A 14,138-nucleotide genomic window follows, 5' to 3' on the forward strand; every position below is an offset into this window, starting at 1 on the left:
AAGTGACCACTCCTTCGAACACGGGCCGCCCGGACATCGCGGTCGTCGGCATGGCCGCCGTCTTGCCCGGGGCCCCCGACCTCGACGCCTTCTGGTCCCTCGTACGCGAGGGCCGTGAGGCCGTCACACACGGCTCGCCCCGTGTCGTCGAAGACGGGACGGGACGCCGCTGGGTGCGGGCCCGCGGTGTCATGGACGGTGTGAAGGACTTCGATGCGGAGTTCTTCGGCATACCGAAGCGCGAGGCGGAGGTGCTCGATCCGCAGCACCGCCACTTCCTGCAGTGTGCGTGGAACGCCATGGAGGACGCGGGCTACGACCCGTACCGGATCGGTGAGGACGTCGCCGTCTACTCCTCGGTGGGCCCCAACACCTACTACGAGAGCCGGGACTTCGGGCCCCGCTCGGCGGCCGAGCGCATGCTCATCCAGCTCTCCAACGGCCCGGACACCCTGCCGACGCGCATCTCCTACAAGCTCGGTCTGACCGGCGAGAGCGTCAACGTCCAGTCGGCCTGCTCCTCGGCCGCCGTCGCCGTGCACCTGGCCTGCGAGGCGCTGCGCGAGGGCCGGGCGGGCACCGCACTCGTCGGCGCGGCCAGCATTGGCACCGCCGACACCCTGGCCTACGAGCACCAGGACGGGTTCATCCTGTCGGCGGACGGCAGCACCCGTGCATACGACAGCAAGGGGTCCGGCTACGTCGAGGGGGACGGTGTGGGCGTCCTGGTCCTGCGGCGCCTGGCGGACGCGCAGCGTGACGGCGACCACATCCACGCCGTCATCAAGGGCAGCGCGGTCAACAACGACGGCCGCGCCAAGGCGGGCTTCTCCGCTCCCAGCATCGAGGGCCAGTCGCGAGTGATCCGTACCGCACTGGAGGCATCCGGGGTGCAGGCCGAGTCCATCGGTCTGCTGGAAGGACACGGCACCGGCACGCTCGTCGGCGACCCGATCGAGGTCCGCGGCCTGACACGCGCCTACAAGTCGTTCACCTCGAAGACCGGTTACGTCTCGCTCGGTTCGGTGAAGGCGAACATCGGCCACCTCTGCTTCGCGTCCGGCATCGCAGGGCTCCTCAAGGCGATCCTGTGCCTCAAGCACGCCGAACTCCCGCCCATGGCCGTGCTCGACGAGATCAACCCGGACATCGACCTCGACGCCACCCCCTTCTACATCAACCGCACGCTGAGGCCGTGGGAAGCCGAGGTCAGGCGCGCCGGGGTGAGCTGCTTCGGCATGGGCGGCACCAACGCCCACTTCGTGCTGGAGCAGGCCCCCGAGCCGCAGCCGCGCGCGGAAACGGCCGACACCGACGGCCCGTACGCGGTTCTGCTGTCCGGCCGCACCGAGCAGGCGCTGCGTCAGGTCAAGGAGCGGATGCGCGAGTTCGTCGCCGCCCGCCCGGATACCGACCTGGCCGACCTCGCCTTCACCCTCGCCGCGGGCCGCCGTCCGCTGGCCCACCGGTGGGCCGCCGCCGTGGCTTCGACGGCCGAACTGGAGCAGGCGCTCACCGGCCCGGAGAACGATGCCGCCGCCGGGAGCACTGAGGGGGGCGGCACGGCCGCGGCCGTCGCGGGCGAGTGGGCCGCCGGGGGGAACCCGGACTGGAAGGCCGCCTTCGCGGCCCGCAGGCCCCGTCGCATCGCTCTGCCCACCTACCCCTGGCAGGGCGAACGGCTGTGGATCGAACCGTCGGCCGGGGAGAGCGCGAGCGGTGCCCTGTTGGAGCCCGAGGAGCAGGCGCCGCTCGCCGACTGGCTGTACCGGCCGGTGTGGACCAGGACCTCGCTGCCCCGCCCGTACCACCGGGGCGATCTGCCCGGCACCGACGGGGCCGCCCTCGTGATCGGCGACGGCCGCCCGATGACCGAGTCCGTCCGCGACGAGCTGGACGCCGCCGGCCTGACCTGCGTACTGGTCGAGCCGGGCACCGAGTTCGAGGCGGACCGGGAGCGCCGCCGGGTACGAGTGCGGCCTGCGCACGCCGAGGACGCGGCCCGCCTGGTGGAATGGGCGGTCGCCGAGGGCGGCCCCGTCCGCAAGGTCGTGCACCTGAGCTCGTACGGCGGCCGGGCCGCCGACAGCCAGGAGGGCATTGCCCTGGGTGCGCTCAGCATGCTCAACCTGGTCCGGGCGCTCACCGGCGCGGCCCAGACTCCCGAGATCTGGGTGGTCACCGAGAACGCGCAGCCCGCCCAGGGCGAGCCAACCGCCCTGGACCTGGAGGCCGCCGCACTACTCGGGCTGTGCCGGGTCGTCCCGCAGGAGCACAGCGGGATCAGCTGCCACTGCGTGGACTTCTCGGCCGGGAGCCTGCCGACCGACGTGGTCCCGCGTCTGCTGGCCGAGATGTCCACGGGCCAGCAGGAGCTGGAGGTCGTCTACCGGGGTGAAGACCGCCTGATCAGCACGGTGGAGCGGGTCGAGGCCGAGCCCGGCCTGCCCGCCCCGTTGCAGACCGACGGGGTCTACCTGATTACCGGTGGCCTCGGCCGGATCGGCCTCACCATCGCCGAGCAGTTCGCCCGCACCACCCGGGTCCGGCTGGCCCTGGTCTCGCGTGGCGGACTTGACCCGGCCGACACCGGAGGCCGCGGGCAGGCCGTGCGCGCGCTGCGGGAACTCGGCGCCGAGGTAAGGGTGTTCGCCGCCGACGTGGCGGACGAGCAGCAGATGGAACAGGTAGTCGAGCAGGTCACCGAGGAGTGGGGACCAGTCAACGGTGTGGTCCACTCGGCCGGCATCGAGGAAGGCCGTAACTTCTCCCTGCTCGCCGACACGACCACCGAGCGGGCAATCGAGGCCCTGCGCCCGAAGGTGCCGGGCATCGCCGCCCTCGACCGGGCCACCCGGGCCCAGCCGCTCGACTTCTGTCTCGTCTGTTCCAGCCTCGACACCCTGCTCGGCGGCATCGCCTTCGGTATCTACACCGCGGCCAACCGCTACCTGGACAGCTACGCCCACTGGAGGCGCGCCCACGGTGCCCCGTGGGTCAGCGTCGACTGGGACTCATGGCGCTTCGACGACAGCGGCAGCGCCCGAATCGGTGCCGCCGCCGCCCGTACCGCGATCCGCCGTGAACAGGGCGGTCGGTTGCTGGGCGCGATCCTCGCCTTGGGCGAGGCCCAGGTCGTGGTCTCGACCGTCCCGCTGGCCGAGCGGATCGAGCGGATCCGTCTTACGTTCGAGCCCAAGAACGACGCCTGGGACCCCGGCGCGGCGGGCCACACGACGAAGGACGAGGTGGGCGCCCTCATCCGGCAGATCATCGCCGAGGTCGCCGAGGTGGACGAGATCGCCGATGAGGACGAACTGCTCGCGGTCGGCTGCGACTCGCTCGCACTCCTGGAGGTGGTTTCCCGCGTTGAGCAGGCACTCCAGGCCAAGCTGCCCCTCGCGGAGTTCTGGGGGTGCACCACCGTCGGCGAGCTCGTGGAGGTCGGCTGGGGCAGCGTGCCCCGGCAGCCCGAGGGGGAGACCGACGCGGGACAGGAGGCACTGCGCCATCTCGCCGGTTAGCCCTCGTGCCCACGGACGCCAGCAGACTTGGAATGAAGATGTACGAGAATCTTGATCTCGCCAGGGCACGTGCCGAAACGCCCGGGGTCAACCACGTGGTCCACCTCAACAACGCCGGCGCCAGCCTCGCCCCCCTGCCCGTACTCGATGTGATGACGGCGTACCTGCGTCTTGAAGGCAGGGTGGGCCCGTACGAGGCGGCGGAGCGTTCCGAGCCTGCCATCGGCAACGCCCACGCGGCGCTCGCCTCCCTGCTCAACTGCAGCCGCCAGGAGATCGCCATCCTGGACAGCGCGACCCGGGCCTGGGGCCTGGCGATGTCCTCCCTGCCGCTCCGGGCCGGCGACCGGGTGATCATCTCCGCGGTCGAGTACGGCAGCAACTACCTTTCGCTCCTGCACCTCGCGCAGCGTCTGGAGCTGTCCCTCGAAGTGGCGCCCGTCGACGCGAACGGCGTGGTCGACGTGGCCGCGCTGGAGGCGATGCTGGACGAGCGGGTCGGGCTGATCGCCATGGTTCATGTCCCCATGCATGACGCCCTGGTCAACCCGGTGGCCGAGATTGGAATGGTGGCCCGCCGGCACGGCATCCCCTACCTGGTCGACGCATGCCAGTCGGTGGGGCAGCTGCCTGTCGACGTCGCGGAGATCGGCTGCGACCTCCTGGTCGGCACGGGACGCAAGTTCCTGCGTGGACCACGGGGAACTGGATTCCTCTATGTGCGTCAGGACATCGCCCACCGTCTTGTACCGCCCCTCGTCGGCCTGGACGGCGTCGAATGGCTCTCGGGTACCTACCGGCTGGCGCCCGGTGCCCGCCGCTTCGAGACCTGGGAGACCAACGCGGCCGCCCGCATCGGCCTCGGCGTCGCCGTCGACTACGCGCTGGGCTGGGGGGTCGAGCGTACGTACGGGCGGATGCAGCGGCTCGCGGCGGATCTGCGTGGGGAACTCGCCGGCTTGCCCGGCGTGGTCCTCCACGACCGCGGCCGTGAGCAGTGCGGCACCATCGCGATGTCCTTCGAGGGCTGGGGCGAATTCGAGGTGCGCAATGCCCTGAAGGACGCGGGGATCAACACATGGGTCTGCCTGGAGAACGCGGCCTGTGTCGACATGCAGCAGCGGGGGCTGAGCACTCTGCTCCGGGTCTCACCCCACTACTACAACTCGGAGCAGGAGCTGGAACGGTTCTGCAGCGTGCTTGAAGACGTACTCGTCGGCACCCGCCGAGAAAGGGTGTTCGCATGACCACGACGACGGCCTCCCCCTGGATCAAACGCCCGCGCGTGCTGCCCGAGGCGCGCGCCCGCCTCTTCTGCGTGCCCCACGGCGGCGGCGGCCCGTCCTCCTTCGCTCGCTGGGTGCCCGGACTGGCCCCGGAAGTGGAGGTGTGCCTGATCCATCTCCCCGGGCGGGAGAGCCGGCTGCGCGAAGAGCCGCTCACTGACCTGAGGCTCATCGCCGCTCATATCGCCGAGGCCATGGCCCCCCTGCTCGACCGGCCGTTCGCCCTGCTCGGGCACAGCATGGGCGCGATCATCGGGTACGAAGCCGCCCTGCTGCTGCCCGCGGCGCCGAGCCATGTGTTCGCCTCCGCCTCCCCGCCGCCCCACGGCGTGGAGGAGGAACCGCCGGTCTCACACCTGCCCGACGCCGAGTTCCTGGCCGAGGTACGCCGCTCCTACGACGGCATACCGGACGTCGTCTGGAACGACGCGGACCTGATGGCGCTCATGCTGCCCTCGCTGCGCTCGGACTTCGCGGCGTACGAGGAATACCGGTGGCGGCCGAGCGAGCCGCTGCCTTGCCCCGTCACCGTCCTGGGTGGCAAGGACGACCCGCTGGCACCGGTCGGAACGCTCTCGGACTGGTCCCGGCTCACCTCGGGGATCTGCCGGACGCTGCTGTTCGACGGCGGGCACTTCTACCTGAACGAGGCCCGCCCGCAGGTGCAGGACCTGGTGCGCGAGGCCCTGACGACACCGGCACCAGCACCGGCAGCGACGAAAGGGCTCGGGTGAAGATGGCCGTACGCACCTACGGGACGATGGCGGAGGCCCGTGAAGCGGGTTGGGACGAGCTGTCCCCATCCTGGGACCTTTTCCATTCCGCGGACTGGCTTTCCCTGGAGAGCGAGCAGACCAACCTCCCGCCCCGGTTCCACCTGGCGGGCGAGGAGGGCTGCCGCCCGGAGGCCGCCTTGGCGGGCTTTCCACTCGACGAGGCCTCCGAACCCTGGCCCTTCATGCGGGTCGACCGCACGTTGGCCATGCTTGCGGACCGGTACGGAATCCCGGCGCCGGACGGTGCCCTGGCACCCGAGCGGCTCCTGCCCTCCTACCTGTGCGGCAGCCGCCGGGTGCCGGACACCCTGCTGCTCACCGCCGGGTACGGCGGTACCGACCGGCGGCGGGCCCACACCGGGGAACTCGTCGCGGCAGCCGAGGAGGAGGCGCGCACCCAGGGCTCCCGCAGCGTGGCCTTCCTCTACGTCGGCGAGGCAGATCCGCTGCGTGAAGTGCTGCGCGAGCGCGGCTATGCGGAGTTCCCCACGGCCCGCTACGCCACCCTGCACCTGCCGAAGCCCGGATTCGACGCCTACCTCAAGACCCTGCCCGGTGTGCGCCGCCGCAAGGTTGTGAAGGAGCGCCGGCTGCTGGACGGATCGGGCCTCGAGTACGCGGTACGCCCGCTGACCGGCGATCTCATCCCCGAGCTGGTCCCACTGATGATCAAGCACGGCGCCAAGTACGGTCACGCATATACAGAGGAGCAACTCACCCGCACTCTCGAACTGCACGTCAGGCATTGCGGCAGCATGCTGCACGCCTGTACGGCACGTAGTGCGGACGGTGTGCTGCGCGGGTTCTCGGCCTTCGTGCAGCGGGGCTCCCGCCTCTATCTGCGGCAGACCGGCTACGACTACGACTGGCTCGGGAAACTGCCGCTCTACTTCGAGCTCATCTTCTACCGGCCGATCGAGTACGCGGCCGGGGCGGGTGTCACGGCCGTCGACTACGCCGTGGAGTCCGAGCAGACGAAGCTCTCCCGCGGCTGCACTCTCGAACAGCGCTACGGCTACCTCAAGCTCTTCGACGCGTCTCGGCAGGCGGAGCTGGAGCCGCTGCTGGAGGGAATCCGCAGCATCCAACAGCCATCACCTTCCTAGGAGTTCCATGTCCCGCCGTCTGTTCACCTCGGAGTCTGTGACCGAGGGCCATCCGGACAAGATCGCAGACCAGATCAGCGACACGATCCTCGACGCACTCCTCACCGAGGACCCGACCTCCCGCGTTGCCGTGGAGACCCTGATCACGACCGGTTTGGTCCACATCGCGGGCGAGGTGACGACCAAGGCGTACGCACCGATCGCCTCCCTGGTCCGCGACAAGATCCTGGAGATCGGCTACGACTCCTCGGCGAAGGGCTTCGACGGCGCCTCCTGCGGAGTCTCGGTGTCCATCGGCGCGCAGTCCCCGGACATCGCGCAGGGCGTCGACGCCGCCTACGAGAAGCGAGTCGAGGGTGCCGCCGGAGGCGCAGAGGGCGACGACCTCGACAGGCAGGGCGCCGGCGACCAGGGCCTGATGTTCGGCTACGCCTGCGACGAGACGCCCAGCCTGATGCCGCTGCCGATCGAGCTGGCCCACCGGCTCTCGCGGCGCCTGTCCGAGGTGCGAAAGAACGGGACCATCCCGTACCTGCGCCCGGACGGGAAGACCCAGGTCACCGTCGAGTACGACGGCGACAAGGCAATCCGCCTCGACACGGTCGTCGTCTCCTCGCAGCACGCCCCGGACATCGACTTGGAGCTGCTCGCTCCCGACATTCGTGAGTTCGTCGTCGGGCACGTGCTCAAGCAGCTGGCCGAGGACGGCATCGGCCTGGAGACGGACAGTTACCGGCTGCTGGTGAATCCGACCGGCCGCTTCGAGATCGGCGGCCCGATGGGCGACGCCGGTCTCACCGGCCGCAAGATCATTATCGACACGTACGGCGGTATGGCCCGTCACGGTGGCGGCGCCTTCTCCGGCAAGGACCCGTCGAAGGTCGACCGCTCCGCCGCCTACGCGATGCGCTGGGTGGCTAAGAACGTCGTGGCCGCTGGTCTGGCCTCGCGCTGCGAGGTCCAGGTCGCGTACGCGATCGGCAAGGCCGAGCCCGTGGGCCTCTTCGTCGAGACCTTCGGCACCGCCAAGGTGGAGCTCCAGAAGATCGAGGACGCGATCGGTGAGGTCTTCGACCTGCGCCCGGCCGCGATCATCCGCGACCTGGACCTGCTGCGCCCGATCTACGCCCGGACCGCCACCTACGGTCACTTCGGCCGCGAACTGCCGGACTTCACCTGGGAACGCACCGACCGCGTCGACGCCCTGCGCAAGGCGGTGCGGGCGTGAACGCGCGCCTGCCCGCAGCGTCGCCGGAGGTCTCCCTCTCCTGGTCGGACGGCGCGATCGTCACCGTCGACCAGCGTGCCCTGCCGCGCGAGCGCCGCGTCCTGCGGATGACCGAGGTCGACCACGTCGTCGACGCCATCGCCACGCTGGCCGTGCGCGGGGCACCTGCCATCGGTCTGGCCGGCGCGCTGGGCGTCGCGCTCAGCGCATACGCCCACACCCACGGGGACACCCTCGACGAGGAGGCCGTACGCGCGGACGCCGAGCGACTGGCCGCGGCCCGCCCCACGGCGGTGAACCTGGCCTGGGCCGTGGGGCGTGTGCTGGCCCGCCTGAGTGGGGGCGCCGACGCGGTGCTCGCGGAGGGGCTGGAGATGCTGGCCGAGGACGTGGCGGTGAACACCGCCATGGTGCTGCGCGCGGCCGACCTGGTCGAAACGCTCACCCCTGACCGCCCCTTGCGGCTGCTGACCCATTGCAACACCGGCCGGCTGGCCACGGCCGCGGTCGGGACGGCGCTCGGGACGATCCTCGAACTCTCCCGCCGGGGCAGGGTCGCCGAGGTGCTCGTCGACGAGACCCGTCCGCTCCTGCAGGGAGCCCGGTTGACTGCCTGGGAACTCGGGGAGGCGCACGTGCCCTACCGGGTGTGCGTGGACTCGGCCGCCGCCGCGGCGATGTCTCAGGGGCTGGTGGACTGCGTCCTGGTCGGAGCCGACCGCATCACGGCGAACGGGGACACCGCGAACAAGATCGGGACCTACGGTCTCGCGGTCGCCGCGGCCCGGCATGGCATCCCGTTCATCGTGGTCGCCCCCGAGTCCACGTGGGACGAACTCCTTTCAGACGGCTCGCAGATCGTGGTCGAGGAACGCTCCCCGCGAGAGGTGGTGGAGTTCGCGGGTACGCCGACCGCGCCCGACGGTGCCGCCGTGTTCAACCCCGCCTTCGACGTCACACCGGCCGAGCTGATCACCGCCGTTGTCACCGAGCGGCGGACCTTCGACGGCGGCCGAGCCGTGCCGTCCGCCGCCGCGGTGCCCGCCGAGCGGATAGCCGGCCTCCTGGAGGAGTTCCCCGACCATCCCGCCCCCGGGGTGGTCTTCCGGGACCTGTCGCGCGTCTACGCCGAGCCGGGCCTCCTTGACGCGCTGGCCGCCCAAGTGGTCGAGGAGACAGGCGGGTCGTTCGACCAAGTGCTGGCCGTGGAGTCCCGGGGCTTCGTGCTCGGAGCGGCCGTCGCGGCCCGCGCGGGGCTGCCGCTCACTCTGGTCCGCAAGCCCGGGAAGCTGCCGGGAAAGGTGCGCTCGGCAGCGTACGCGCTGGAGTACGGTGAGGACCGGCTGGAGATCCGTACCGACTCCCTCGCCCCGGGTGAACGGGTGCTGTGCGTCGACGACGTGCTGGCCACCGGCGGGACCCTGGGCGCCGCCGCCCGGCTCGTGGAGGCCTGCGGAGCGAAGGTGGCGGGCCTCGTGGTCCTCGTCGAGCTGACCGGACTGGGCGGCCGGACCGCCCTGGCCGACCATCCGCTGACAGCACTGTGCGAGGTGGCGGTATGACGCTGAGTCAGGATGATTCCCTGACGGCCGCACATCAGACGGAGGCGGCGGAACTGGCCCGCTTCTCGCGGCTGTTCTACGAGCGAGGCTGGATGCCCGGCACCTCGGGGAACCTCTCCGTGCGGCTGCCCGGCGAGGCCGCGGACACCGCGCTGATCACGGCCAGCGGCCGCGACAAGGGCGAGCTCACCGCCCAGGACATGGTCGCGGTGCGCGCCGAGACCGGCGAGGTGCTGCGCCCCGGGGGGTTGCGAGCCTCGGCCGAGACCTCCATCCATGCCGCGGTCTACCGGACCACACCGGCGGGCGCGGTGATCCACGTGCACTCCCCGTATGCGACGGTGATGGCCTGCCGGGCGGCGGACCGCGAGCGCCTGGCCACCCTGGAACTCACCCGGTTCGAGCTGCTGAAGGGGCTGGGCCTGGACGCGGGGGAGCGGACCGAGGTGCCGGTCTTCCCCAACTGGCCCCACGTACCGCGGATCGCCGACGAGGTGGCCGACCACCTGAGCCGTGCGCGGGAATGTCCGCCCGGGCTGCTGATCGCCGACCACGGCATCACCGTCTGGGGGAGCGACCTCGCCCAGGCCCGCAACCGTCTGGAGTGTTTCGAGGCGATCTGCCAGTTGCTCGCCATCGGCGTGGGCTGACCGCCGGCGCCGCTCGGGAACACCCGTCACACGTATTCAGGAGGAATCCCATGGCAGACATCGCCGTCATCGGCGGCAGCGGCTTCTACGAGCTGCTGGACGACGCGGAACGTATCGAGGTCGACACCCCGTTCGGGGCGCCGTCGGACGAGATCACCGTGGGCACGGTCGGCGGCCGCGACGTCGCGTTCCTGCCCCGGCACGGGAAGGACCACCGGTTCCCCGCCCACCGGATCAACTACCGCGCCAACCTGTGGGCCCTGCGCTCGCTCGGAGTCCGGCAGATCCTCGCGCCCTGCGCGGTCGGTTCGCTGCGGCGCGAGCTGGGCCCGGGCTCGATCGTCGTCCCCGACCAGATCGTGGACCGGACCACCGGCCGGATCCAGACCTTCTACGACCGGGGCGCGGTGCACGTGTCCTTCGCCGACCCGTACTGCCCGCACGGGCGGACCGCCGCGCTCAAGGCCGCGGCCGCCTCGGCCACCCCTGCGACCGACGGCGGCGCGATGGTAGTCATCGACGGGCCGCGCTTCTCGACCCGGGCGGAATCGCAGTGGTACGCGTCGGCCGGCTGGTCGCTGGTGAACATGACCGGGCACCCGGAAGCCGTCCTCGCCCGCGAACTCGCCCTCTGCTACACCTCGGTGGCGCTCGTTACGGACCTCGACGCCGGCATCAGCGCAGAGGAGAGCGTCTCCCAGGAAGAGGTCTTCAAGGTGTTCGCGCAGAACGTCCGGCGGCTGCGGGAGATCATCCTGGAGACCGTCAAGGAACTGTCCGTGGCACGCACCTGCGGCTGCTCCGAGGTCCTCGACGGCATGACCGTGCCGCTGGACCTGCCGTGACGGCACGTGCGGGCCATGCGGTGGAACACCGGCTGAGCGCCTTCGGCACCACTGTCTTCGCCGAGATGTCCGAACTTGCCGCCCGGACCCGGTCGGTCAACCTGGGGCAGGGATTCCCCGACACCGACGGGCCCGCGGAGATCGTGGAGGCTGCGGTGCGCGCGCTGCGCGACGGCCGCGGCAACCAGTACCCGCCGGGGGCCGGTGTCCCCGAGCTGCGCGAGGCCGTCGCGGAGCACCAGCGACGCTGGTACGGCCTGACGTACGACCCGGACACCGAGGTGCTGGTGACGGCGGGTGCGACAGAGGCGATCGCCGCCACGCTGCTGGCGCTGGTCCGCCCCGGTGACGAGGTGATCGCGCTGGAGCCGTACTACGACTCCTACGCCGCGTGCATCGAACTGGCCGGCGGCACCCGCGTGCCGGTGACCCTGCGGCCTCACGGGGGAGAGTTCCGGCTCGACCTCGACGAGCTGCGGGACGCGGTCACCGAGCGCACCCGGCTGCTGCTGATCAACACGCCCCACAACCCCACCGGGACCGTGCTCACGCGGGCCGAGCTGGCCACGATCGCGGAGCTCGCCGTCGAGCGCGATCTCCTCGTCGTGATGGACGAGGTGTACGAGCACCTGGTCTTCGGCGGTGTCCATGTGCCTGCCGCCACCCTCCCGGGGATGCGCGAGCGCACCATCTCCATCGGGTCGGCGGGCAAGACCTTCTCCTTCACCGGGTGGAAGGTGGGCTGGGTCACGGCGCGACCGGAGCTGGTCGCGGTGGTGAGGAGCGCCAAGCAGTACCTGACGTACGTCTCCTCCGGCCCCTTCCAGTACGCGGTGGCCGAGGCGCTGCGGCTGCCCGACGACTATTTCACGTCATTCCGCGAGGACCTGCGAGGCAAGCGGAATCTCCTGGTCTCCGGCCTGGAGTCGGTGGGGTTCGAGGTCTACGCGCCGGCGGGCACATACTTCGCCACCGTCGATATTCGGCCACTGGGGGAGAGTGACGGAGTTGCCTTCTGCCGCAGTCTGCCTGACCGGGTGGGCGTGGTAGCCATTCCGAATCAGGTTTTTTATGACGTACCTGAGCGGGGCGCCCCCTTTGTCCGATTCGCTTTTTGCAAGCAGATTTCGGTTCTGGAAGAGGCCATCGCGCGTCTGCGGGGTGTGAAGTTTCTCGCGTGACGAGAATACGGGCGGCCGGCGCGGCCGCGTGTAATTGGCCGGTCCGGACGATCTTCCTTCTGTTACGCTGAGAACGATGGCATGTCCAAGAAAACTCGCACCACTATGCGAGGCCGCCGAACGGACGCCGACACAATTGGCTTAAGGCCTCTTGAGCCCGCTGGCAGGAGGAATATGACTGTCGCGCAACGGGGAACCAACCACAGGGCAGAAGGGAGTGTTTCACAACCAGACAATGCGTGGAGCCGGATCAAGTCGCTGATCGGGGACGTCGAAGCCGACTGGTCCGAGGCTTCCGTCCGCCGCATCCGGGATCTGACGGACCGGGAGTTCGAAGTCTTCATCCTTCTCGGCCGAGGCCTGTCCAACCAGGCCATCTCGCGTCTACTGCTCGTCACCGAGCGCACCGTCAAGGCCCATGTGACGCGCGTTCTCGCAAAGCTCCAGCTGGAGTCGCGCCTGCAAGCCGGTCTCGTTGCGCAGTCCTACACGCGCACGGCCGCGCCGTATTCCTGCAGAGGCATCGCGAGCTGAATCGGCACATCATTTTCACACGCCCACAATAGGATTGCCATCAGGGGGATAGAAGTGACCTTGCTGACTACCTGGCCTGACTCCGACCCCGGCGTCGTCATCCGCCGCACTTCGGACGTCGCGGAGATCGCCGGGGCTCTCGCCCCGATCGGGGTGCGCTACGAGCAGTGGCCGGTTCGCGACGACGTGCCCGCCGGAGCGCCCGCCGAAGTCGTGCTTGAGGCGTACCGCGAGGAGATCGACAAGCTCAACGCGGAGGAGGACTTCTCCACGGTGGACGTGGTTTCGCTGCACCCGGCGGATTCCCCGGACTGGGCGGAGACCGCGAAGGCCGCTCGCCAGAAGTTCCTCCGTGAGCACACCCACGACGACGACGACGAGGTCCGGTTCTTCGTCGCCGGCGCAGGAATCTTCTATTTGCATGTGAACGGTGAAATCCACGCGGTCTACTGCGAAAAGGGCGATCTGCTGGGGGTCCCCAGGGGCACCACCCACTGGTTCGACATGGGAACCTCGCCCTCCTTCACTGCCATCCGCTTCTTCCACGAGGAGGACGGCTGGATCGGCAACTTCACGGGCAGTGACATCTCCCTCCGTTTCCCCGACTTCGACCGGATCCACGCCGAGTACGCCGGGCGGTCGGTGTGACCCTGTGCTTCGACGTCGAGGCCGTGGTCCTGGACATCGAAGGCACCACGAGTGCCACGGGTTTCGTAGTCGACGTCCTCTACCCCTACTCGCGCGCGGCGTTCGGCGCGCTCCTGGCGGAGGGCGCCGATGAGCCCGAGGTCCGGCGTGCCGTCGACCAGATCCGGGTACTGATCGGGGAACCGGAGGCCAGTGCCGCCCGCGTCGAGGAAGCCCTGAACTCCTGGCTCGACGAGGACCGCAAGGTCACTCCGCTCAAGACGCTCCAGGGAATCGTGTGGGCGCGCGGCTTCGCGGCCGGTGAGCTGGTATCCCACTTCTACGACGACGTGGTGCCGGCGCTGCGCCGGTGGCACGGCGGCGGAGTGGGGCTGCACGTCTACTCCTCGGGCTCTGTGGCCGCCCAGCGCGCCTGGTTCGGCCACACTCCGGAGGGCGACCTGCTGCCCTTGGTGGACGGCATGTTCGACACCGAGAACGCGGGGCCGAAGCAGGAGACCGCCTCGTACCGGACCATCGCCGCGGCCCTGGGCGTCCCGGCCGGGCGGATCCTCTTCCTGAGCGACCGCACGGCGGAGCTGATCGCGGCCCGGGCCGCCGGATGGCACACGGCCGGGCTGCGACGGCCCGGCGAGCCGTACGTGGCGGAGGACCCCGAGGGGATCCCCTCCGCGCGGTCGTTTACCGAGATCACCGTGGTGCCCCCGGCCGACCGGTCCGCCCCCGGCCACTGATCCCGAACACGAAGACCTCGGGTGCATCCGCGGTCCCGCGGGTGCACCCGAGCTTTGGTTCGTT

General features: G+C 70.2%; 12 protein-coding genes. All 12 read left to right on the plus strand.

What is annotated here, in order from left to right; all coding sequences use genetic code 11:
- The first annotated feature begins 2 nt into the window (after nucleotides 1-2).
- On the plus strand, nucleotides 3-3,524 hold the full coding sequence (locus CIB93_RS18285) for a type I polyketide synthase (RefSeq protein WP_096628059.1): 3,522 nt from the start codon (nucleotides 3-5) through the stop codon (nucleotides 3,522-3,524).
- 38 nt (nucleotides 3,525-3,562) lie between these two features.
- A complete protein-coding gene (locus tag CIB93_RS18290) occupies nucleotides 3,563-4,771 on the plus strand; it encodes an aminotransferase class V-fold PLP-dependent enzyme (RefSeq protein ID WP_096628113.1) in 1,209 nt (402 codons plus the stop codon).
- Nucleotides 4,768-5,544 carry a thioesterase II family protein gene (locus CIB93_RS18295; protein WP_096628061.1) on the plus strand — a complete coding sequence of 259 codons (777 nt, stop codon included), beginning with the start codon at nucleotides 4,768-4,770 and terminating at the stop codon, nucleotides 5,542-5,544. Before CIB93_RS18290 ends, CIB93_RS18295 begins: the two co-directional genes overlap by 4 nt.
- A gap of 2 nt (nucleotides 5,545-5,546) precedes the next feature.
- A complete protein-coding gene (locus CIB93_RS18300) occupies nucleotides 5,547-6,692 on the plus strand; it encodes a peptidogalycan biosysnthesis protein (protein ID WP_143660063.1) in 1,146 nt (381 codons plus the stop codon).
- Nucleotides 6,693-6,699: 7 nt separating this feature from the next.
- A complete protein-coding gene (gene metK / locus CIB93_RS18305) occupies nucleotides 6,700-7,920 on the plus strand; it encodes a methionine adenosyltransferase (RefSeq protein ID WP_096628064.1) in 1,221 nt (406 codons plus the stop codon).
- Nucleotides 7,917-9,482 (plus strand): S-methyl-5-thioribose-1-phosphate isomerase, encoded by a 1,566-nt coding sequence (gene mtnA / locus CIB93_RS37970; protein ID WP_179500157.1) that lies wholly within the window; start codon nucleotides 7,917-7,919, stop codon nucleotides 9,480-9,482. The genes metK and mtnA overlap by 4 nt, the downstream gene beginning before the upstream one ends.
- Nucleotides 9,479-10,132, plus strand: a complete 654-nt coding sequence (gene mtnB / locus CIB93_RS18315) for a methylthioribulose 1-phosphate dehydratase (RefSeq protein WP_096628065.1) — start codon at nucleotides 9,479-9,481, stop codon at nucleotides 10,130-10,132. The genes mtnA and mtnB overlap by 4 nt, the downstream gene beginning before the upstream one ends.
- Before the next feature lie 50 nt (nucleotides 10,133-10,182).
- Nucleotides 10,183-10,977 carry an S-methyl-5'-thioadenosine phosphorylase gene (locus CIB93_RS18320; RefSeq protein WP_096628067.1) on the plus strand — a complete coding sequence of 265 codons (795 nt, stop codon included), beginning with the start codon at nucleotides 10,183-10,185 and terminating at the stop codon, nucleotides 10,975-10,977.
- Nucleotides 10,974-12,158 carry a pyridoxal phosphate-dependent aminotransferase gene (locus tag CIB93_RS18325; protein ID WP_179500158.1) on the plus strand — a complete coding sequence of 395 codons (1,185 nt, stop codon included), beginning with the start codon at nucleotides 10,974-10,976 and terminating at the stop codon, nucleotides 12,156-12,158. The genes CIB93_RS18320 and CIB93_RS18325 overlap by 4 nt, the downstream gene beginning before the upstream one ends.
- Before the next feature lie 174 nt (nucleotides 12,159-12,332).
- Complete coding sequence (locus CIB93_RS18330; RefSeq protein ID WP_218839788.1) at nucleotides 12,333-12,692, plus strand: response regulator transcription factor; 360 nt, start codon at nucleotides 12,333-12,335, stop codon at nucleotides 12,690-12,692.
- Nucleotides 12,693-12,746: 54 nt separating this feature from the next.
- Entirely contained in the window at nucleotides 12,747-13,340 is a 594-nt protein-coding gene (locus CIB93_RS18335; RefSeq protein WP_096628070.1) for an acireductone dioxygenase, read from the plus strand.
- Nucleotides 13,337-14,074 carry an acireductone synthase gene (gene mtnC / locus CIB93_RS18340; RefSeq protein WP_096628072.1) on the plus strand — a complete coding sequence of 246 codons (738 nt, stop codon included), beginning with the start codon at nucleotides 13,337-13,339 and terminating at the stop codon, nucleotides 14,072-14,074. Before CIB93_RS18335 ends, mtnC begins: the two co-directional genes overlap by 4 nt.
- Nucleotides 14,075-14,138: the final 64 nt, after the last annotated feature.

The sequence above is a fragment of the Streptomyces sp. WZ.A104 genome, assembly GCF_002382885.1.
Lineage (GTDB): Bacteria > Actinomycetota > Actinomycetes > Streptomycetales > Streptomycetaceae > Streptomyces.

Excerpts from the sequence above, each read along its gene's own strand:
- CIB93_RS18295 (WP_096628061.1), top strand. The coding sequence starts at position 4,768 with ATGACCACGACGACGGCCTCCCCCTGGATCAAACGCCCGCGCGTGCTG.
- CIB93_RS18290 (WP_096628113.1), top strand. The coding sequence starts at position 3,563 with ATGTACGAGAATCTTGATCTCGCCAGGGCACGTGCCGAAACGCCCGGG.
- mtnB (WP_096628065.1), top strand. The coding sequence starts at position 9,479 with ATGACGCTGAGTCAGGATGATTCCCTGACGGCCGCACATCAGACGGAG.
- CIB93_RS18300 (WP_143660063.1), top strand. The coding sequence starts at position 5,547 with ATGGCCGTACGCACCTACGGGACGATGGCGGAGGCCCGTGAAGCGGGT.
- CIB93_RS18330 (WP_218839788.1), top strand. The coding sequence starts at position 12,333 with ATGACTGTCGCGCAACGGGGAACCAACCACAGGGCAGAAGGGAGTGTT.
- CIB93_RS18320 (WP_096628067.1), top strand. The coding sequence starts at position 10,183 with ATGGCAGACATCGCCGTCATCGGCGGCAGCGGCTTCTACGAGCTGCTG.
- metK (WP_096628064.1), top strand. The coding sequence starts at position 6,700 with ATGTCCCGCCGTCTGTTCACCTCGGAGTCTGTGACCGAGGGCCATCCG.